Here is an 18,037-nt window from a genome sequence, read left to right as displayed (position 1 = left end):
CGCGGCGTGGGCGGCAGCGGCCCGCCCGTTCGAGCCGAGCAGCAGGCTCGCGAAGCCGCCCCGGCCGCGTGAGCCGAGCACCATCAACTGACCGCGCTCCCCCATGCCCGGCAGCACCGCGGACGGCGCGCCGCTGATCGTGGTGAACCGCACCCCGGGCTCGCCCGCATGGTCCTTGAGCTGCTCGTTCATCCAGTCCAGTACCGGGTCCTGGCCGGGCGCGGGCGGTTCGGGCATCGGCTCCGGCACACCGTGCGTGTTCGGCGGCCACGGCCACACGTGGACGGCGAGGACGTCCGCGCCACGCAACCGGGCGGCGTCGATCGCCCACCGCAACGCCCGCAGGCTGTGCTCGGACCCGTCCACAGCGGCGATCACCGGCAGGGCGTTCATCTCGCACCAGTCCTCTCAGGGGCGTCGCACCTGGAAACTCCCGACTTCCAGGGTGCAGGGCGAACGCCGCCGGCGCGAGGGCCGGACGGACCCGCTGCCGGGGCTCAGCTGCCTGCCGCGTAGCGGACGAAGGCCGACCAGGCGTCCGGCTCGACGCTCACGTGCGGGCGGCGTACGTCCTTGGAGTCCCGCACCAGCACGCCCACCCCCGCCTCCGCCACCTCGACGCAGTTGTCGCCCTCAGTCCCGCTGTAGCTGCTCTTCACCCAACGCAGCTCGGTGACGGTGGTCATAGCGCTCCTCGCATCTGCTCCAGCAGGCCGGTGGTGGCCTCCCGGCCAAGGGCCTGTGCACGCATCCTTCCATAGCGCTGGAGCAACGCACTGACGGATCCGGGCTCGGTGATGAGACTGCTGCTCTTCTGGCCCTCCGAGTAGCCGATCCACTGGTGCTCCGGGGTTTCGGCCAGGTACATGGGCCCGTCGAGACCCGCGTGGTCCTCCCGTTTCGTCGGCATCACCTGGATCTCCACGTTGTGCACGTCCATCAGCCGCAACAGCTGGTTGAGGAGCGATCGCGTCACCTCGCTGCCACCTGTTCCTCGCGCCAGCAGAGACTGTTCGAGGATGAAGCTGTACGCGGTGTTGGGCCGGTCCACCAGCAGGCTCTGCCGTTCCAGCCGTGCCGTCACCTGCTGCTCGATCTGCTCCTCGGCGAGGGGCGGCAGGCTGCTCCGGAAGACCGCACGCGCATACTCCTCCGACTGCAACAGACCCGGAATCACGCGGCATTCGTAGGAGTAGAGGCTGATGGAGTCGGTTTCGATGGCGGCCCACTGGCGGAACCAGGAGGCCAGTCCGGCTCGCCGGGTCAGGTGCCGGGCGGCGGCCGTCAGCACGCCCTCGACGCCCAACTCCTCCTCCCCGCGCCGGATCAGTTCCCTGGACGGGAACCGCCGCCCCTGCTCGATCGACGCCACGTAGTGCGCCGAGTACCGCACCCGCTCCGCGAACTCCTCCTGTGTCAGGCCGGCCCTGTCTCGAAGTGCCTTGAGCACCGACCCGAACGTCTTCAGCGCGTCCGACGCATCCGAGTCACCGCCGCTGTCTACCATGCCAGGCACCTCCCGTGCACCCCTGCGTCTCCCACACCCACCCATGGTTACGTTCCGTGAAGGATGTTGTCCATCGGGTGAACCCGTACAGTGCGCACCGTACGGGCGTCGCGCCTGGTGAACGGTCCGTAGGCGGACGAGTTTGAAGGCGTGCAGCAGCAATCCCCCCTCACCGTACGTACGTTCGCCAGCGCTTCGGCTCCACCCGCAAAGGGGCCCGGCTTGCCCGGTTGAGGCGGGTCTCCGTGCCGACCGACCGCTGGGATTGCGGCCCGCGCCACGGGGTGGGCGGGACCGTCTGGGCCGAGTTCGACTCCGGCCCGTCCCGCCTCCGCGACGGGTCCGACGCTCCGGGCCCGGCACGCCTGCCCGGCCCGCCCGCGAAGGACAGGCCCGGCCCCTCCCCGGGCACCGCCGCACCGCAGCTGTCCGAATAGTGATCTTGACAGTCCGTGCATGGGGCAACAGAGTCACCGCAGTGGAGATCAACGAGCTGACCCCGGCCGAGCGACGCGTGTGGGCGGCCTTCCCGTGTGGCGAGGTGGTGGACTTCCGCGGTTCCCCTGACGACAGCCCCGAGGACGGCGCCGAGTGGGGCCCCGAACGCACACTGCGGGCAGGGGTGCTGAGAAGCCTGCTGCTCAACGGTGCTGCTGCCGAGGGGGAGATCGCCTCGCTGGGGGTGGTCGGGGCCCGTGTCACAGGTCAGTTGGATCTCAAGTACAGCGAGGTGGACGCCGCCGTCCGGTTGCGCGACTGCTACTTCGACCGCGCGCCGAAGCTGTACGCGGCCAGGTTTCGGCTGCTCAGTTTCCGCGGTTCCCGGCTGCCCGGACTGAGCGCCGCCGCGGCCCGCGTGGACGGCACCCTGCGGCTGTCCGACTGCCGGATCACGGGCATGGTCAAGCTCGGCGGCACCCAGGTGAGCGGCGCGTTGATGGTGGACGGCGCCAGGATCGGGCCGCTCCCTCGCGGCAGCGCCGACCGGGAGCCGGTGCTCCAGCTCAACCAGATGGAGATCGCTCACGACCTGCGCGGCGACCGCCTCCAGGTACACGGACAGCTGCGCCTCTCCGGCGCGGTCATCGCGGGGTCGGTGTTCCTCCACAAGGCGTCGTTCCAGGAACCGGGGGGCACGGCGTTCCAGGCCGAACGGCTCTCCGTGGGCGCCGACATGCACGCGATGCACCTGCGGGTGCTGGGCCGGACGAACATCCGCGGCAGCCGCATACCGGGTCAACTGAACCTGTCCTACGCACGGTTGGCCAACTCCGGCGATGTGGCTCTGCGGGCGAGCAGTTGCGCCATCGGCGAGTTGTGGTTGCGGGAGGCGGAGACGCTCGTCGGCAGGGTCAACCTGCGCCGGTCGGTGGTGGAGGTGCTGCACGTCGCCCCGGACACCTGGCCCGAGGCGGTGCAGTTCGACGCGTTCAGCTACACCACGCTCGCCCCGCACGAACCGGCCGAGCGGCGCCTCCCCGCACTCGAACGCGACCGGGACGGGTACATCCCCTTCGCCTACGAGCAACTCGCCGCCGCCTACCGCCGGATCGGCGACGACGACGGCGCGCGGACCGTGCAGCTGGCGAAACAGCGCCGCCACCGCGGCACCCTGCCCTGGTACGCACGTGCCTGGGGGCACCTCCAGGACGCGGCCGTCGGTTACGGCTTCAAACCGCTGCGGGCGGCGGGCTGGCTGGCCGCCCTGCTGGTGCTGGGCACGGTGGCGTTCGCGTCGGGACCGCCGCAGCCCCTCAAGGACGACGAGGCGCCGCCCTTCAGTGCCTTCTTCTACACCCTCGACCTGCTGATGCCGGTGGTCGGTTTCGGCCAGGAGGGCGCGTTCGTCTCGCAGGACTGGCGGCAGGGGCTGTCGTACTCGCTGATCGTCGCCGGGTGGATTCTCGCCACCACCGTCGCCGCCGGCATCACCCGCGCCCTGAGCCGCGCCTGACGCGACGAGTCACCGGCGCCCCCTGCCGTCACCGACGACCCGTCCCCGCTACGACCCGCTGCCGCTGGCGGCCGGTTGTCGTAGCCGCCCGCTACCTTGCCGGGCATGGGACTCGAGATTTCAGTGGGCATGCTCCACAACATGGCTCGCGGCGACGCGGAAGGCCTGCGGTACCACGAGGACGCCTTCGCGCGCCTCAGCCGGGCGCTGGCCGAGGAGGACGTCACCTGGCGCGAGCCGGAGACCACGCCGACGCCGCATCCCGAACTCCACTTCGCGGCCCTCCCGTACGGTTCGCTGACCGACCTGCGCCGCGTCTTCGTCCTCATGTCCTGGGGCGAGCCCGTCACACCGGCCTCGGGCACCGATCCCCGCCAGTACGCGCACGATCTCGAGAAGATCCAGGACGAGGCGGCGATGCTCTCCTCCCACCTGCTCTGCCACTCGGACACCGCCGGCTACTACGTGCCGTGCGACTTCGAGGACCCGCTCTTCCTGCCGGCGGAGACGAACGTGCTGGGAGGCGGGATCGTCGGTTCCAGCCGGCGCCTGCTGGACGAACTGCGCGGCTGCGCACCCGCGCTCGGTATTCAGCTCGGCCAGGACGGCGTGCTCTCCGCCGAGGAGTCGGCCCGGCTGGCCGAGGGTCCGCCCGGCGACCCGTTCAAGTCCGAGAGGCTCGCCTGGTTCCAGCTCCACCTCGCCTGCCGCGCGAGTCTCACCACCGGCCACGCCCTGGTCTTCCACTGAGGCAGCGGTTATTGAACGAGTCGCCGTTCCCGGGCAGTTGCCGCACCGCCGGCTACTGCCGTGCCTCGGCGGCTCACGTACGCCTTCCCGTGCGCCGGGCCGACGAAGGGCGCCGGCCCGACGGATCACAGTCGCTTGGCGCTGCGCAGCGTCTTGGCGTAGTAGCCGTTGCCGTCCAGCCGGGAGACGCCGCCGACGTCACCGATGGTCGGGCCGTTGATCTCCTCACGGCTGGAGATGAAGATGAGGTGGCCCGCGGTGTCGTAGCCGAGCACCATGCCCACGTGGTCCAGCCGCTCCTTGGTGCGGGCGTCGAGCTTGAAGAAGACGAGGTCGCCGGGCTGGAGCTGGTCGATGGCGGACGGCCGGTCGTCCGCCGACACGCCGGTCAGCGGCAGCACGTCGACGCCCTCCGTGGAGCGGGCCATGCCGTTGGCGGTGCGCGGCAGTCCGTCGCTCGCCGTGTCCGAGGACCTCAGCGGGTAGCGGGCGCGGTAGCCGAGCACCATGCGGATGTAGCCCGAGCAGTCCAGCGCGTTGGCGCGCATCGCCTCGGGCGTTCCGATCGTGCCGTCCCGGAACGGGTAGGAGACGCCGAGGTAGTCGTAGAAGTCGGACTGCTCGAGGCGCAGGTCGCCCCCTTCCGCGCCGGCGGGGTTCAGCGGGCCGAAGTCCGCGTCACCGGCGTAGACGAGGCCCTGCTCGTCCTTCTTCTGCGGGGCCCCCGCCACGTACTGGAAGGCGAAGGCGAACAGGTCGTCCTCCTTGCTGTTCTCGTACTCGGCGTACCACTCCTTGAACCACTGCTCCTTCTCGGCGCCCTTCTCCCACGGCTCCGGCATCAGGCGCACCCAGTCGGTCGTGGAGACCTTGGAGGAGGTCGAGGCCGGCTCCGTGAAGGTGCGGGCCGGGCCGGTGAGCGTCGCGGTGCGCGCGCCGTCGGTGTAGACGGCTTTGATCTGGCCGTCCGCGCCGCGCAGCACCGAACGCGCGGGGTTCTCCAGCCGGGACCAGCGCGCCTCGCCCTTCTTCTCGGAGCCGCCGCCGGAGCCCCGGTCCCCCTCCAGGACGCCGACGTTGTGGACCTCGGTCACGCCGGGCGTCTCCTGCTTGCGCAGTTCGACGGTGAGGTAGGCGGAGGTCGCCACGAGCCCCAGCACCACGAGGCCCGAGACGACGGGGCGCGGCTTCTTCTTCGCTGCCATCGGTTACTCCTCGGTTGTTCTCGGTCGGGTTCTCAGACGGTGGGCATGATGCCGAGCAGCAGGCCGGCGGCGACCACGATGTAGGCCATGAGGGAGACCGTGCCGGTGGCCAGCAGGGTGGCTCCCTTGGGCTGGCGCACCATCTGGTAGGCGATCAGGCCGGGCACGATGAAACCGAGGGTCTGGTTGCCGTACAGCAGCGGGAACTCCATCGACAGCACGATCATCACCGTGGCCTGGAGCAGCACGCCCAACAGGACCACGGCGGCGAACAGCCGCTTGCCGTAGAGGATCACCAAGTGCTGCATGACCTTGGTGCCCGCGTAGGTCAGGGCGGTGACGCCCACGACCATGGCGGCGCGCTGGAGGTCCTCGATCAGGGTCAGGGCCAGCCAGCCCGGCGTGATCATGCCGCCGGGCGACAGGTTGGTGGTCAGGTAGCACAACAGCGAGAAGAACAGACCTATGGCGATGCCCAGGGCGGCCATCTCGGGGGTCAGGGCGGCGGTGGTCAACGGGGTCTCCGGACGGGCGGGCGGGGGGCCCCGCCGTAGGGGTCGTGGTGCGGTTCGTCGTGCGGTTCGGCGTGCTGCGGTTTCTGCGCTTCGTCGTGCTGCGGTTCATGGGTTTCGTCGCGCTGTGGTTCGCGGGCTTCGTCGCGCTGGAACCAGGACGACGGGGCGGGTCTCTGCTGTCCGTGGGGCTGCCGCCGCGCGTGCGGCTGCGGTGGGCCCTGCCGCGGCTCGTGCTCCCGCGACTCGTGCTCCCGCGACTCGTGCTCCTCCTGGTGCTGGTGCGTCCGGTACGGCCCGGCGGGCTGGGCCGGCATCTGGAGCACCGGGATCTCCTGGGTCTGGGAGGCCTGGTAACGCTCCTCGTATGCCGTCGGGTACGAGGCGTACGGGTCCAGCCGCGGCGCCTGCGCCGGGACGGCCGCCGGGACCGGTGCACTCTCGCCGGCGGTGTCCTCTTCCCCGGCGTCGCTGTCGTCGGCCGGCAACTCCGCCAGGTACTCCAGCAGTTCCTCACCCTGGCCGTGGATGTTGCCGATGGCGACCAGCGACGAGCCGTCGGACATCCGGTCGAGCATGGCCGGCATGAACTCGTCGGCGGACCGCCGCTCCCCGCCCAGGTCGACCGCCCGGTCCCGCCACTGGGCGGGGATGGAGTCGACGGCGCTCTTGGAGGGGTGACCGATGACGAAGACGTTGTCCGGCTCCAGGTCGGGGATGATCTCACCCATCTGCGCGTTGCGCTCCACGCGGTCCGGGCGGCAGTTGATCACGACGTTCAGCGGACGGCGGATGGCGCCGAGGTCGAGCAGCTGGTTGATGTTCATCAGCGTCGACTCGGGGTCGTTGGCCGCGAAGACGTTGGCGAACGCCAGCCGCTTGCCCGCGGGAGTCGCGTAGCGCTCCACGGACAGCACGCCGGGGTCCGGCGGGGCGTCGTACATGCCCTGCAGGGCGACCTCGCGCTCCACGCCCAGCAGTTCGGCGACGGTCAGCGCGATCGCCACGTTCTCCTTGAACGTGAACCAACTGAAGCCGCGCAGCTCGTCGTCGGTGACGGTCTCGGGGTCGGCGTAGATCAGCTGGCAGTTACGGGCGTCCGCCTCCTCCTGGAGGATGTGGAACCGCTCCTTCTCCGCGGTGACGCAGACGCCGTCCTCCGGCATCGAGCGGCACAGCGAGCGGGCCACGTCGTCCAGGGTGGGGCCCATCTCCGCAAGGTGGTCCTCGCGGACGTTGCACAGCACGCCGATGGTGGAGCGGATCAGCTTGCTCTGGTTGACCTCCTGAAGGGCCGGCATGACCGCCATGCACTCGATGACGAGCGCGTCGGGGCGGTAGGTGGCGGCCCGGCGGACGATGCCGATCTGCTCCACCACGTTGGCGATGCCGAACTTGCGGTAGACCGGCTCCTCGGTGGCGTCGGGGTGGATGAAACGCGCGGCCGTGCCGGTCGTCTTGGCGACGGTGACCAGGTCGCCGCCGCGGAGCGCACCGGCGCACAGCCGGGTGATGGAGGACTTGCCGCGGATGCCGTTGACGAGCACCCGGGAGGGGATGGAGTGCAGCGCGGCGTAGTGCCGCCGCTGCTCCACGATGCCCGCGACGAACAGGAAAAGACTGCCGGCCAACAGGACGAAGTAGAGATAGAGCACAGCTGGGTCACCTTCCTCCGGAGCCGAGACGGGTCTCGGCGGGCCGGCGTGCCTGGGTCTGCCGGCCGGCCTGGAGCTGTTGCCGGATCAGTTCGAGGCTGCGGACCACAGCACCGACCTCGTCCTGGTAGCGGGGGTAGTGCACGGTCTTCAGGTCACCGTCGGCGAGTTTCTCGGCGCTGCCGGCCAGCGCCGACAGCGGCCGGGCGACGACCAGGTGGACCCAGCCCAGGCAGACCACGATCGCGGCGAGGCCGAGCAGCCCGGCCAGCACGCTGCGGTCCTCGCGCTCGTACGCGGCGATCTGGAAGTGCTTGGCGTTCTGCCAGCTCACGACGGTCCAGCCGAGGTCGGCGGCGACCCCTCCGCCGGAGAACGGCGCCGCGGCGGCCACCGTGACGCTACCGCCGTCCCGGATCAGCAGACCGTTCTCCACGGACCCGGCGCCGACCTGCACGTTGCCCGCGCGCACCAGGTCGGGCAGGGCGTCGCCGGGCAGTTCGTCGAAGGCGAGGAAGCCGTCGTTGGCGGCGAGGGTCCGCGTTTCGGCGTCCACCACCCGCACCTCCCCGAGACCCGGCCGCTTGAGTAGCGAGTTGAGGAACTCCACCCGGATCTCGCCCACGAGCGTGACGCCCTTGCGCTTCGGCACGGGCGCCCCGGCCTGGATCACCGGCTTCTTCTCGCCCTGTCCCGACACCCGGACCAGGGCCGGGCCCCCGGCGGCGTCGGCTTCATCGCCGGTGCCCCAGTCGTGCGGGGCGCCGCCCGCCCGGGCGAGTACCTCGCCTTTCGCGTCCACGACGTACAGCGCCTGGTAGCGGGTGTGCTCGCGCAGGGCGTCGGCCAGCAGCTTCTCAGTGGCGCCCGGGGCGGCCACGTCGATCAGGCGGGAGGTGGAGACCAGGTCGGCCTGGGCCTCGTTCAGCGCCCGCCGGACCCGGTCGGCGACCAGGTCGGTGCGGTCGCGCTGGTCGTTGACCATGGTGGCGGGCACGGTGACCGAGCCGTCCGTGCGGTTCAGCAGCCACCCCACCGGTACGGCCCACAGCAGCAGCAGGACGGCGGTCACCGCGAGCGGCACCCGGATCCCGAGGCGTGCCCTGCCGACCGGACCGGAAGCGGCGTCGTGGCCGGGTCCGCCGAGGCGGCCGCGCAGCTGCTCCAGGGCCGAGCCGATACGGGCGGCCTCACCCCAGCGGGGCACGCCGACCGGGCGGGTCAGATCACCGCGGGCGAGCCGTCGGGACTCCAGGAACAGCCGCAGCAGCGGGCGCTGCACGCCGCCCCAGAGCACGGCGACCGCCAGCAGTCCGAGCACCACCAGGACACCGGCCGCGATCAGTCCGAACAGTTCCCGGTCCGCTGCGACGCCGCTCTGCTGCCCGACCACCGGGAGCATGGACACGACGGTGAGGCCGAGTCCGGCGGCGACGCTGTCCGCCTCCTCCGGGTCGGAGGAGGCGAGGGAGGCGTAACCGGCGGTGGCGATGCGGCCGTTGTAGTCGTCACCCAGGAGGGAGCCGCTGACGCCGGGGTAGCCGCGGGAGCCGGGCTCCCTGGCGCCGACGGGGTCCTGCTCGGTGCGCTCGGCGGCCTGGCCGGAGAGCCGGGACATCTGCTTCTGGAGAAAGGTGAGTTCTTCTCGCTGCTTGTCCGAGTTGAGTGCCTCGGACTGCTCGAAGCCGGCGGTGGCGAGGACCTCACCGTCCCGGGAGGCGACCGCCATGGTGCGGAACGGGCCCAGGTTGATGGCGGGGACGGACAGGCTGTTGGACGCGACGAGCAACTGCTGCCGCTTTCCGTCCTGGAGGACGACCATCGTCATCAGCCGTACGTCGCCGGTCTCCAGCCGCACCATTCGCGGTGCCAGGGCGTGCTCACCGGTCAGGACGTCCTCGTCCAGCCAGGCGAGAGGGATCCGCTCGCCGCGCGCGGCGAGCACGTCCCCGGTCTCCAGGTCCACGATCGTGGTGCCGGTCCACTTCTGGTAGGTCCTGCCCAGGTCGGACAGCACCCGCTCCGGGTCGATCTCCTTCCCGGCGTTCAGCGCGGCGGCGGTGCGGCGCAGGTCCGTGATCCGTTCGTCGATCGAGGCGCGCAGCGCGATGGCGCCGTCCTCCGCGAAGTGCTGCTGGGAGGACAGGACCGCTTCCGGTACCACCGGTGCGCCGCTGGGGCCGAGCACCTTCGCGGTGAGCCCGGCCAGGGCGAGTATCAGCACGCACAGCACTGCGATCGGCGGGCGGATGCCGCCCAGCAGCGGCATGTCCGCCCGTCTGCGGCTGCGCCGCCGCCCCCGTGCGGCGGGCGGGGCATGGCTCGGTGTCACCGGTGATCGTCCTTGGTCGCTGCGAAGGTGATCAGCATCCGCCGATACGTACGGTCGTACGACGCTGTCACTCGAAAGGCTGGTAAGCGCTGTCACTCAAAAGACCGGTCAGCGGGTCCAAGGTTGTGGACCTCACCCCGGAAAGGCCTGTGACTCCGGTCACTCCCCCGACACGAGGGGCTCCAGGCCGTCACCACCGGGCGCACCGCGGTTGGCGAGAAAGCCCCGGGTGCGGTCGACCGCCAGCCGGTAGCGGGCGAGCCGCTTCTCGGACAGGTCACCCGGCTCGTCCAGCAGGTGCTGCGCGTCCACGAGCCGGTGGTCCTCGACGGCGCCGTCCGGCAGTTTCTGGTCGGCCTCCAGCTCCGGCGGGATCTCCATCAGCGTGGTGCGGTACCGGGCTTGGACGTCCCACCCGTCGGTCGTCTCCCGGAACTCGAACCAGCCGATGGCCCCTTCCTCCGTGACGCCCTTGGGCGAGGAGTGCCGGGCGACCTGGTTGCCGAGGCTGTAGGCCACCCAGGTGCCGTTCACCTTCTGGATGGGCTGCACCACGTGGGCGTGGTGCCCGATCACGAGGTCGATCCCCGTCTCCTCGGTGAGCCACTCGGCGAGTCGGAGCTGCGCGGTGCCGGGCTCGTTGTAGTACTCCGCGCCCCAGTGAAGGGAGAGGATGACAACCTCGGCGCCCTTGTCCCGGGCCCGGGCCTCGGCCTTCTTGATGTCCGACGAGTCCGTCTTGTTCAGCGCCCACCGCTGCTTGTCGGGGGCGGGGTGCACGAACGACTCCCAGGAGTAGGACAGATGGGCGACCTTGACGCCGTTGACGTCGCGGATGTGGGGGCGCTTCGCCTCCTCGGGCGTCCGCGCCGTGCCGGTGTGCCCCAGACCCACCTCGTCCATGGTGTCCAGCGTGCGCTTCACCGCGCGCAGACCGTGGTCGAAGGAGTGGTTGGAGGCCGTCGAGCAGGTGTCGTAGCCGGCGTCCTTCACGGCCGTCAGAACCTGCGGCGGCACCAGGAACTCCGGGTAGCCCTCGAAGGGCCCCTCCGGCTTTCCGACCGGGGTCTCCATGTGACAGATCGCAAGGTCGGCCTTGCCGATCACCGGCCGCACCCCGGCGAACATCGGACCGAAGTCCAGTCCGGCTTCGCCCTTGCCGGTCTTCTCGGCGTCCTCGGCCGCCTGCTCGACCAGTTCGGGGTGGATCAGGATGTCACCCGCGGCGGCTACGGTGAACGCACGCCCGCCAGGCTTCAGCTGAGGCTTCTCGGGCCCGGAGGTGCAGCCGGCGGTCAGACCGGCGAACCCTGCGAACACGGCCAGGGCCACCATGGCTCGACCCATGCGGAGAGACTTACGAAATGTCACCGAGCTATGTTCACATGCGCGATACAGCGAACCTGCACATTGCTATTACGAGACAGTCACATTTGTTCCGTAATCTCGCGCTCATCGTGACCGGTCTGACACTGGTACTCGTCGGATGCAGGTCGTCCGCCGAGCCTCCGACCGACGACGCCGTGCCGCGCGCCCGCGAGCTGGTCGATCTGCGCAGCCGCATCCTCGACTACACCTCCGAACTGAAGCCCGACGGCGACTACACGCCCCCCGACGACGAACAGCGCAAGCAGGTGGCCCGCGGTGTCGGGCGGCTGCTGGACGGCGATGCCCGGGAGGCCGAGCGACTCCTGTCCCCGCTCGGCCTCGGCACCACCCGGCTCACCGACACCGACACCGGCCGCCGCTACGACGAGGTCGCCGCCACCGGCGAAGGCCCGAGCACGGGCTGGGGGCGACTCTACGTGACCGCCGACGCCCGGCTCGGCTGGAGTGCCCAGGTCCCGCACCCCGTGGCCGACCGGAACACCGAGGATCTCGGCGTGGAGCTGCTGGAGGGCAACCCCGGCGGCGCGCTGGTCCTGGCCGCCGCCCACCGCCGGGCGGGGGACGACGGCGCCGCCGACGTCGCCCACCGCGAGGACAGCGCCTTCCACGCCGTCGTGGTCGAGCTCCAGAAGCGCGGGGTGCCTGGCGTCCAACTGCACGGCTTCGAGGACTCCGACAAGCGCCCGTACGACGCCGTCGTCTCCACCGGCGCCGCGGAGAGCACGGTCGGCGAGGTCGTCGCCCTCGCCGACCGCATGGAAGGCGACGGGCTCCGGGTCTGCCGGGCCTGGTCGGCGCGCTGCCCACTGGAAGGCACGAAGAACGTCCAGGGCCGCGACGCGCAACGTCAGCACGCCACCTTCGTCCATCTGGAGCTGGCCCCGCACGCCCGGGACGACGGCAGGCACGCCAAGAAGGCCGCCGACGCGCTCTCCGGCCTGCTCGGCACCTGGGCGCACGACTGAGCGGGCACTCCGCACTGGACAACGGCCGTCCCAAAGACGGCGATTGGCGTCGCGCACGAGGTGATGAGTGCCGTTTGACGACCGCCGCCGGCGCCCCAGGCGGCAGTTGCCCGTGTCCGCGCGCTCTCCCTGCCCAAGTGCCGTGTGCCTGCGGCCGGTTCTCCACGAGGGAGCCCGGCCGTGGTGGCCGTGGACCGACCGCCGCTCCCCCGCGGTAAACCGTTGGCACCGCACCGCTTCGGGCAGCGAGAATGCGGGGCGTTCCGCACGTCCGCGCCCGGACGGGTCGCCGCGACCACAGCCGCACCCCAGGAGAGCACGCACGGTGTCCGAGAATCCCCACGACCCCGGCCCGGAGCGCACCCGCCTCGGCCTGCGCACCGACTGCGCGAGCTGCTTCGGCCTCTGCTGCGTGGCCCTGCCCTTCGCCGCCTCGGCGGACTTCGCCGTCGACAAGCCGGCGGGCAAGCCGTGCGGCAACCTGCGGGACGACTTCCGCTGCGGCATCCACCACCGTCTGCGGGACAGCGGCTTCGCCGGGTGCACCGTCTACGACTGCTTCGGCGCCGGACAGAAGGTGTCGCAGGAGACCTTCGGCGGGCGGGACTGGCGGCGGAACCCGCGCACGGCGCGGCTGATGTTCGACGTGTTTCCCGTGATGCGTCAGCTCCACGAACTGCTCTGGTACCTGACGGAAGCACTCGCCCTTCCACAGGCCCGGCCGATCGAGAAGGACCTGCGCCGGGCGCTGGAGAACACCGAGCACCTCACCCGGGGCGGCGCCGAGTCGCTCGCCGGACTGGACGTGGCAGCCGTCAGGCAGGACGTCAGCGAACTGCTGCTGCGTGCCGGTGAACTGGCACGGGCCGACACCCCGAGGCCCCGAGGGCCCGGCAGGGGCCACCGGGGTGCAGACCTCGCCGGGGCGAAGCTCGGCGGCGCCGTGCTGCGCGCCGCGAACCTACGTGGTGCGCTCCTGATCGCGGCCGACCTGAAGGGCTCGGACCTGCGAGGGGCCGACCTCATCGGTGCCGACCTCCGGGACGCCGATCTGAGAGGCGCCGACCTCACCGGCAGCCTCTTCCTCACCCAGGCCCAACTGGACTCGGCCAGAGGCGACATGTCGACCAGGCTCCCCCACGGGCTGACGCACCCCGCGCACTGGCGGTAGTCCCGGGTCCCTCGGTCCGCTCCCCGTCCGGCGGCCCTCCGGACGGGGTGAGGCGGCCCGGAGGTGCGGGCGGGGAAGCGCACGTCGCCGTTTCATCGTCCGACCACCTAAGGAGCCGGCGGTCGCTCACCCGTCTCCGGTCGACCACCGTCCTGGGACCAGAGCCAGACCGCCAGGACAGCCCCGCAAGCAGAAGGGGCCGAAAACGGAAGGGCCCCGCAAGCAGAAGGACCCCGACCGAAGCCGGGGTCCTTCTCTGCTGTGTCCGAGGGGGGACTTGAACCCCCACGCCCGATAAAGGGCACTAGCACCTCAAGCTAGCGCGTCTGCCATTCCGCCACCCGGACCGGTGAGCGTCGCGGCCTTGGCCGCTGACAATCGGGCACCACCATAACACCGCGTGCGGGGCCGGCGATCACCCTGGCCTTGGGTCACGGCCCGGTAGGCGGGAGGATGGAACGGGCGACCCCCGCCCGATGGAGGAGGCAGTGTGAGCGAGTCCAGCCCGACCGCGAGCGCCGGTGCGGTGACCGGCGAGGACGAGGTCGTCGGCATCTGCCGGGACCTGATCAGGATCGACACCAGCAACTACGGCCAGGGCGAGGGCCCCGGTGAGCGGGCCGCCGCCGAGTACGTGGCGGAACAGCTCGCCGAGGTGGGCCTGGAACCGGAGATCTTCGAGTCGCAGCCGGGACGCGCGTCCACGGTCGCCCGGATCGAGGGCACCGACCCGTCCCGGCCGGCGCTGCTGATCCACGGCCATCTCGACGTGGTTCCCGCCAACGCCGAGGACTGGACCCACCACCCGTTCTCCGGGGAGATCGCCGACGGCTGCGTGTGGGGCCGAGGCGCCGTCGACATGAAGGACATGGACGCGATGACGCTCGCGGTGGTCCGCGACCGGCTGCGCACCGGTCGCAAGCCGCCCCGGGACGTGGTGCTGGCCTTCCTGGCCGACGAGGAGGCCGGCGGCGTGTACGGGGCCCGCCATCTCGTCGACCGGCACCCCGGGCTCTTCGAAGGGGTCAACGAGGCCATCGGCGAGGTGGGCGGATTCTCCTTCACCGTCAACGAGAACCTGCGGCTCTACCTGATCGAGACGGCCCAGAAGGGCATGCACTGGATGAGGCTCACCGTGGACGGCACCGCCGGGCACGGCTCGATGACGAACAAGGACAACGCGATCACCGAGCTGTGCGAGGCCGTCGCCCGGCTCGGACGGCACAAGTTCCCGGTACGGGTCACCAAGACGGTGCGTTCCTTCCTGGACGAGCTCTCCGACGCCCTCGGCACGGAGCTGGACCCGGAGGACATGGAGGAGACGCTCGCCAAGCTGGGCGGCATCGCCAAGATCATCGGTGCGACGCTGCAGAACACCGCGGCGCCCACCCAGCTGTCCGCGGGCTACAAGGTCAACGTGATCCCCGGCCAGGCCACCGCGCACGTCGACGGGCGCTTCCTCCCCGGCTACGAGGAGGAGTTCCTCGCGGACCTCGACCGGGTGCTGGGGCCGCGGGTCCGGCGGGTCGACGACCACGCGGACCGTGCGCTGGAGACGACGTTCGACGGCGCGCTCGTGGACGCCATGCAGTCCTCGCTCAAGGCGGAGGACCCGGCGGCGCGCGCCGTGCCCTACATGCTGTCCGGCGGTACCGACGCCAAGCACTTCGACGACCTGGGCATCCGCTGCTTCGGGTTCGCACCGCTGAAGCTGCCGCCCGAGCTGGACTTCGCCGGCATGTTCCACGGCGTGGACGAGCGGGTGCCGGTGGACGGCCTGAAGTTCGGCGTGCGGGTCCTGGACCGGTTCCTGGACCAGGCCTGAGGCCTCCGGAGGCGGTCCGGCCCCGGTCGACGGCCGCCCACAGGGTGATATCGGGCAGGTGTGCGGCATTGGTCAGGAAGGGTGAATGCGGTCGCGGGGTCGTAGCCACCTCCGTCCCTCCTCGTTACAGGTGATGCGGTCCGCGGCTGGGATCGCATTGCCAACAAGGAGGAAGAATGCTCAAGAAGGTTGTCGCTGCTGCGGCCGCCACCGGCGGTCTGGTGCTCGCTGGTGCGGGCGTTGCCGTCGCCGATGCCGGCGCTCAGGGTGCCGCAGTGCACTCCCCGGGCGTGCTGTCCGGCAATGTTGTCCAGGTTCCCGTGCACGTGCCGGTGAACGTCTGCGGCAACACCATCTCCGTCATCGGGCTGCTGAACCCCACCTTCGGCAACACCTGCGTCAACGACTGACGTTGTTGTCTCTCAACCACTGAAGGTTGATGCCGTGACCCCGGAGTGCGTGCCATGCACTCCGGGGTTCTCGGTTCTCCGGGCGAGCAGGTGCATCCCGGCAGACTGCGGAGCCGCCCGCTCGCATCCCGCAAGCATCGAAGGACAGGAAACAACCATGCGACAGGTCACCAAGAAGGGCCTGATCTCCGTGGCCGCGGCAGGCGGCGTACTCGCGCTGTCGGGCGGCGCGGCCCACGCGGGATCCAGCGCGGACGGCGCGGCCCAGGGCTCGCCGGGAGTGCTCTCCGGCAACAACGTGCAGGCCCCGGTGCACGTGCCCGTCAACGCCTGCGGCAACACGGTGAACGCGGTCGGGCTGCTGAACCCGGCCATGGGCAACAACTGCGTCAACAAGAGCTCCGCCCCGCACGGGCACAAGGACGGCCACGGCAAGGGCGGCCCCCAGAAGGGCGGCCCCGGCCACGGCGGTCACCAGGACGGTCACCAGGGCGGTCACCAGGAGGGCCACCAGGGCGGGCACACGGACGGCCACCAGGGCGGCAGCGGTTCGCACGCGGACGGCGCGGCCCAGGGCTCGCCGGGCGTGGGGTCGGGCAACAACGTCCAGGTTCCGGTCGAGGTGCCGGTGAACGCCTGCGGCAACAGCGTGAACGTGGTCGGCGTCGGCAACCCCGCGGTCGGCAACACCTGCGACAACTCCGGTGGCCACACGCCGGAGAAGCCCGGCCCGGAGAAGCCCGGCTCGGAGGAGCCCGGTGACTCGGAGGAGCCCGGGACGCCCGGTGATCCCGAGAAGCCGGCCGACCCGGAGAAGCCGCGTACCTCGGACGAGGAGAAGACCGCGGACGGCGTCGTCGAGGAGGGCTCCGAGTCCCGCTTCGAGGCCCAGGGCACGGCGGGTGAGCTGGCGCAGACCGGCGGCACCGTGCTGGGCACCGCGGCACCGGCGGGCGCGGCACTGCTGCTCGGCGGTTACGTCCTGTACCGGCGTTCGCGGGCCGCGGCCCGGAACTGAGTACATCCGTACTCGAGCGGTCCCACGGAGCCGTCATCCCGGCCGGGGTGAGCCGGCCGCGCTGAGCAGGCGGCGCTGAACGGCGGGACACGAGCACCAAACGGAGCGGGCCACACAGCTGTGGCCGGCTCCGTTTGCTCGTGCGCCGCTCACCAGGTCGCGCGGAGCTGACGGATGATCCGCCGCCGCAACCGCACCCGGCGGCTGCCGTCCGGGAAGAGGCGCAGACGGTCGAGTTCCCAGTGCCCGTATTCCGCGTGGTCGGTCAGCAGACGGGCGGCCGCGTTGCGGGAGACCCCGCGCGGCACGTACACATCACGAAATTCATATTCCGGCATCGCCCTCCATTGTGCGTGCAGGGCCCTACTACGGATAGCGTCTGCACTATGTCTGATGCTGCGCAGCCCACCGCTGCCGAGGTACGTGCCGCCGTCGAGGCGCTGAAGACCGCGCTGGACCGTCACCTCGACGCGATCGAACGACGGCCGTCCGACGGCTCCGAGGACGCCGAGGCCGACGCCGGGGTCTATGCCGCCTTCAACGAGTTGGCCGCGGCGGCGGAAGCGTACGACGAGGTCCTGTACGACGCCTACGACGAGGTGACCCCCTTCGAGATTCCCGGTTCCGAGCCCTCAGCGGGGTATCTGGGCCCCGACGAGCCGAGCGCCATCAGCGTGTTCGTGCGCCGCGACTACACCGTCACCGAGCCGATCCGGCTGCTCGCCCAGGCGCAGCGCATCACCGAGCTGGACCCCGACTCCGCCGACGTGGCGGGGGACACCGACCAGTCCGCCGGAAGCAGCGTGCACGCCGCGCTGGGCGTGCTCTTCGGCGAGTTCGAGGCCGACGAGATCTCCAGCCGGCACAAGGAGTTCGGCCTGGAGGAGGGCGACTCGACGCTCTGGGTGGTGGCGGCGGACGAACCCTCGGAGCCGGGGGAGTGGTTGTCGGCGCCCTTCGACTCGGCGGACGCCGAACGGGTCCTGTGCCGCTTCGACGTCAGCTCCGTCTTCGACGACGACCTCTACGGGCCGGAGGACGACGACTAGCGGCGGGGCGACGCGGCTCGCCGGAGCCCTGACCGGGGCCCCTGCCCCGGGCCCGCTTCCCGCGACGAAGGACCGGCTCCGTGCCCTGCGCGCGGGGCCGGTCGGGCGTCAGCCGCCGAAGAGGGCCACGACGAAGACCGGATGGAGCACGGCCAGGCCGCCGGTGGCGGGTCCGACACCGTACGTGACGCGGTCCAGCCGCTCGGCGGCCCCCTTCGCTGCTCGCGTCTACTGCTCGGTGGCCGGCTGCTGCTGCGGGCGCAGCAGCGTGCGCAGCCGGGTACGGCGCGGCGGT

The 18,037-nt window shown here is 71.1% G+C and carries 17 protein-coding genes and 1 tRNA gene; 8 read left to right on the top strand and 10 right to left on the bottom strand.

Features of this window, described 5'->3' with window-relative positions:
- The 3 genes from ACYVE9_RS04050 to ACYVE9_RS04040 all read right to left on the bottom strand — a co-directional run.
- Positions 1 to 393 (bottom strand): universal stress protein (locus ACYVE9_RS04050; RefSeq protein ID WP_461026296.1); only part of this gene is annotated, 393 nt, incomplete at its 3' end.
- A gap of 104 nt (positions 394 to 497) precedes the next feature.
- Positions 498 to 686 carry a DUF397 domain-containing protein gene (locus tag ACYVE9_RS04045; RefSeq protein ID WP_461026295.1) on the bottom strand — a complete coding sequence of 63 codons (189 nt, stop codon included), beginning with the start codon at positions 684 to 686 and terminating at the stop codon, positions 498 to 500.
- Entirely contained in the window at positions 683 to 1,507 is an 825-nt protein-coding gene (locus ACYVE9_RS04040; RefSeq protein WP_461026294.1) for a helix-turn-helix domain-containing protein, read from the bottom strand. Before ACYVE9_RS04040 ends, ACYVE9_RS04045 begins: the two co-directional genes overlap by 4 nt.
- Before the next feature lie 478 nt (positions 1,508 to 1,985).
- Here ACYVE9_RS04040 and ACYVE9_RS04035 point away from each other — a divergent pair, with 478 nt between their 5' ends.
- Together ACYVE9_RS04035 and ACYVE9_RS04030 are read left to right on the top strand one after the other, a co-directional pair.
- Positions 1,986 to 3,461 carry a membrane-associated oxidoreductase gene (locus ACYVE9_RS04035; RefSeq protein ID WP_461026293.1) on the top strand — a complete coding sequence of 492 codons (1,476 nt, stop codon included), beginning with the start codon at positions 1,986 to 1,988 and terminating at the stop codon, positions 3,459 to 3,461.
- A gap of 105 nt (positions 3,462 to 3,566) precedes the next feature.
- On the top strand, positions 3,567 to 4,211 hold the full coding sequence (locus ACYVE9_RS04030) for a hypothetical protein (RefSeq protein WP_461026292.1): 645 nt from the start codon (positions 3,567 to 3,569) through the stop codon (positions 4,209 to 4,211).
- Between the two features lie 125 nt (positions 4,212 to 4,336).
- Here ACYVE9_RS04030 and ACYVE9_RS04025 read toward each other — a convergent pair whose 3' ends face one another.
- The 5 genes from ACYVE9_RS04025 to ACYVE9_RS04005 all read right to left on the bottom strand — a co-directional run bounded on the left by ACYVE9_RS04025 (position 4,337) and on the right by ACYVE9_RS04005 (position 11,262).
- The gene (locus tag ACYVE9_RS04025; protein WP_461026291.1) at positions 4,337 to 5,416 is read right to left on the bottom strand and encodes an NlpC/P60 family protein; all 1,080 of its coding nucleotides are present in this window, start codon (positions 5,414 to 5,416) and stop codon (positions 4,337 to 4,339) included.
- 32 nt (positions 5,417 to 5,448) lie between these two features.
- Positions 5,449 to 5,931, bottom strand: a complete 483-nt coding sequence (locus ACYVE9_RS04020; protein ID WP_461026290.1) for a poly-gamma-glutamate biosynthesis protein PgsC/CapC — start codon at positions 5,929 to 5,931, stop codon at positions 5,449 to 5,451.
- Positions 5,928 to 7,583: a poly-gamma-glutamate synthase PgsB gene (gene pgsB / locus ACYVE9_RS04015; protein WP_461026289.1), complete on the bottom strand. Its 1,656-nt coding sequence runs from the start codon at positions 7,581 to 7,583 to the stop codon at positions 5,928 to 5,930. The genes ACYVE9_RS04020 and pgsB overlap by 4 nt, the downstream gene beginning before the upstream one ends.
- Before the next feature lie 7 nt (positions 7,584 to 7,590).
- Positions 7,591 to 9,852, bottom strand: coding sequence for a HAMP domain-containing protein (locus ACYVE9_RS04010; protein WP_461026298.1), 2,262 nt, complete (start codon positions 9,850 to 9,852; stop codon positions 7,591 to 7,593).
- A gap of 222 nt (positions 9,853 to 10,074) precedes the next feature.
- The gene (locus ACYVE9_RS04005; RefSeq protein ID WP_461026288.1) at positions 10,075 to 11,262 is read right to left on the bottom strand and encodes a CapA family protein; all 1,188 of its coding nucleotides are present in this window, start codon (positions 11,260 to 11,262) and stop codon (positions 10,075 to 10,077) included.
- 119 nt (positions 11,263 to 11,381) lie between these two features.
- On the opposite strand from ACYVE9_RS04005, the gene ACYVE9_RS04000 reads away from it, so the two are divergent.
- Positions 11,382 to 12,269 (top strand): hypothetical protein, encoded by an 888-nt coding sequence (locus ACYVE9_RS04000; RefSeq protein ID WP_461026297.1) that lies wholly within the window; start codon positions 11,382 to 11,384, stop codon positions 12,267 to 12,269.
- A gap of 325 nt (positions 12,270 to 12,594) precedes the next feature.
- A complete protein-coding gene (locus ACYVE9_RS03995) occupies positions 12,595 to 13,440 on the top strand; it encodes a pentapeptide repeat-containing protein (RefSeq protein WP_461026287.1) in 846 nt (281 codons plus the stop codon).
- A 262-nt stretch (positions 13,441 to 13,702) separates the two neighbouring features.
- Here the strand turns inward: ACYVE9_RS03995 and ACYVE9_RS03990 are convergent.
- Positions 13,703 to 13,787 (bottom strand) — tRNA-Leu (locus ACYVE9_RS03990).
- Between the two features lie 143 nt (positions 13,788 to 13,930).
- Here ACYVE9_RS03990 and ACYVE9_RS03985 point away from each other — a divergent pair.
- The 3 genes from ACYVE9_RS03985 to ACYVE9_RS03975 all read left to right on the top strand — a co-directional run bounded on the left by ACYVE9_RS03985 (position 13,931) and on the right by ACYVE9_RS03975 (position 16,693).
- On the top strand, positions 13,931 to 15,265 hold the full coding sequence (locus tag ACYVE9_RS03985) for a M20/M25/M40 family metallo-hydrolase (protein WP_461026286.1): 1,335 nt from the start codon (positions 13,931 to 13,933) through the stop codon (positions 15,263 to 15,265).
- A gap of 176 nt (positions 15,266 to 15,441) precedes the next feature.
- Entirely contained in the window at positions 15,442 to 15,675 is a 234-nt protein-coding gene (gene chpH, locus ACYVE9_RS03980; protein WP_461026285.1) for a chaplin ChpH, read from the top strand.
- A gap of 157 nt (positions 15,676 to 15,832) precedes the next feature.
- Positions 15,833 to 16,693, top strand: a complete 861-nt coding sequence (locus tag ACYVE9_RS03975; protein WP_461026284.1) for a chaplin — start codon at positions 15,833 to 15,835, stop codon at positions 16,691 to 16,693.
- 149 nt (positions 16,694 to 16,842) lie between these two features.
- Here the strand turns inward: ACYVE9_RS03975 and ACYVE9_RS03970 are convergent, their stop codons facing one another.
- On the bottom strand, positions 16,843 to 17,031 hold the full coding sequence (locus ACYVE9_RS03970) for a DUF5703 family protein (RefSeq protein WP_461026283.1): 189 nt from the start codon (positions 17,029 to 17,031) through the stop codon (positions 16,843 to 16,845).
- Between the two features lie 48 nt (positions 17,032 to 17,079).
- Between ACYVE9_RS03970 and ACYVE9_RS03965 the strand changes: the two genes are divergently transcribed.
- Positions 17,080 to 17,742 (top strand): hypothetical protein, encoded by a 663-nt coding sequence (locus tag ACYVE9_RS03965; RefSeq protein ID WP_461026282.1) that lies wholly within the window; start codon positions 17,080 to 17,082, stop codon positions 17,740 to 17,742.
- Positions 17,743 to 18,037 lie beyond the last annotated feature (295 nt).

It is taken from the genome of Streptomyces sparsus (assembly GCF_054776295.1).
This window is presented reverse-complemented; position numbering and strand designations above follow the sequence as displayed.

Coding starts and splice junctions, on each gene's coding strand:
- ACYVE9_RS04045 (WP_461026295.1), bottom strand. CDS start 686: ATGACCACCGTCACCGAGCTGCGTTGGGTGAAGAGCAGCTACAGCGGG.
- ACYVE9_RS04040 (WP_461026294.1), bottom strand. CDS start 1,507: ATGGTAGACAGCGGCGGTGACTCGGATGCGTCGGACGCGCTGAAGACG.
- ACYVE9_RS04030 (WP_461026292.1), top strand. CDS start 3,567: ATGGGACTCGAGATTTCAGTGGGCATGCTCCACAACATGGCTCGCGGC.
- ACYVE9_RS04025 (WP_461026291.1), bottom strand. CDS start 5,416: ATGGCAGCGAAGAAGAAGCCGCGCCCCGTCGTCTCGGGCCTCGTGGTG.
- ACYVE9_RS04010 (WP_461026298.1), bottom strand. CDS start 9,852: ATGCCGCTGCTGGGCGGCATCCGCCCGCCGATCGCAGTGCTGTGCGTG.
- ACYVE9_RS04005 (WP_461026288.1), bottom strand. CDS start 11,262: ATGGGTCGAGCCATGGTGGCCCTGGCCGTGTTCGCAGGGTTCGCCGGT.
- chpH (WP_461026285.1), top strand. CDS start 15,442: ATGCTCAAGAAGGTTGTCGCTGCTGCGGCCGCCACCGGCGGTCTGGTG.
- ACYVE9_RS03975 (WP_461026284.1), top strand. CDS start 15,833: ATGCGACAGGTCACCAAGAAGGGCCTGATCTCCGTGGCCGCGGCAGGC.
- ACYVE9_RS03970 (WP_461026283.1), bottom strand. CDS start 17,031: ATGCCGGAATATGAATTTCGTGATGTGTACGTGCCGCGCGGGGTCTCC.
- ACYVE9_RS03965 (WP_461026282.1), top strand. CDS start 17,080: ATGTCTGATGCTGCGCAGCCCACCGCTGCCGAGGTACGTGCCGCCGTC.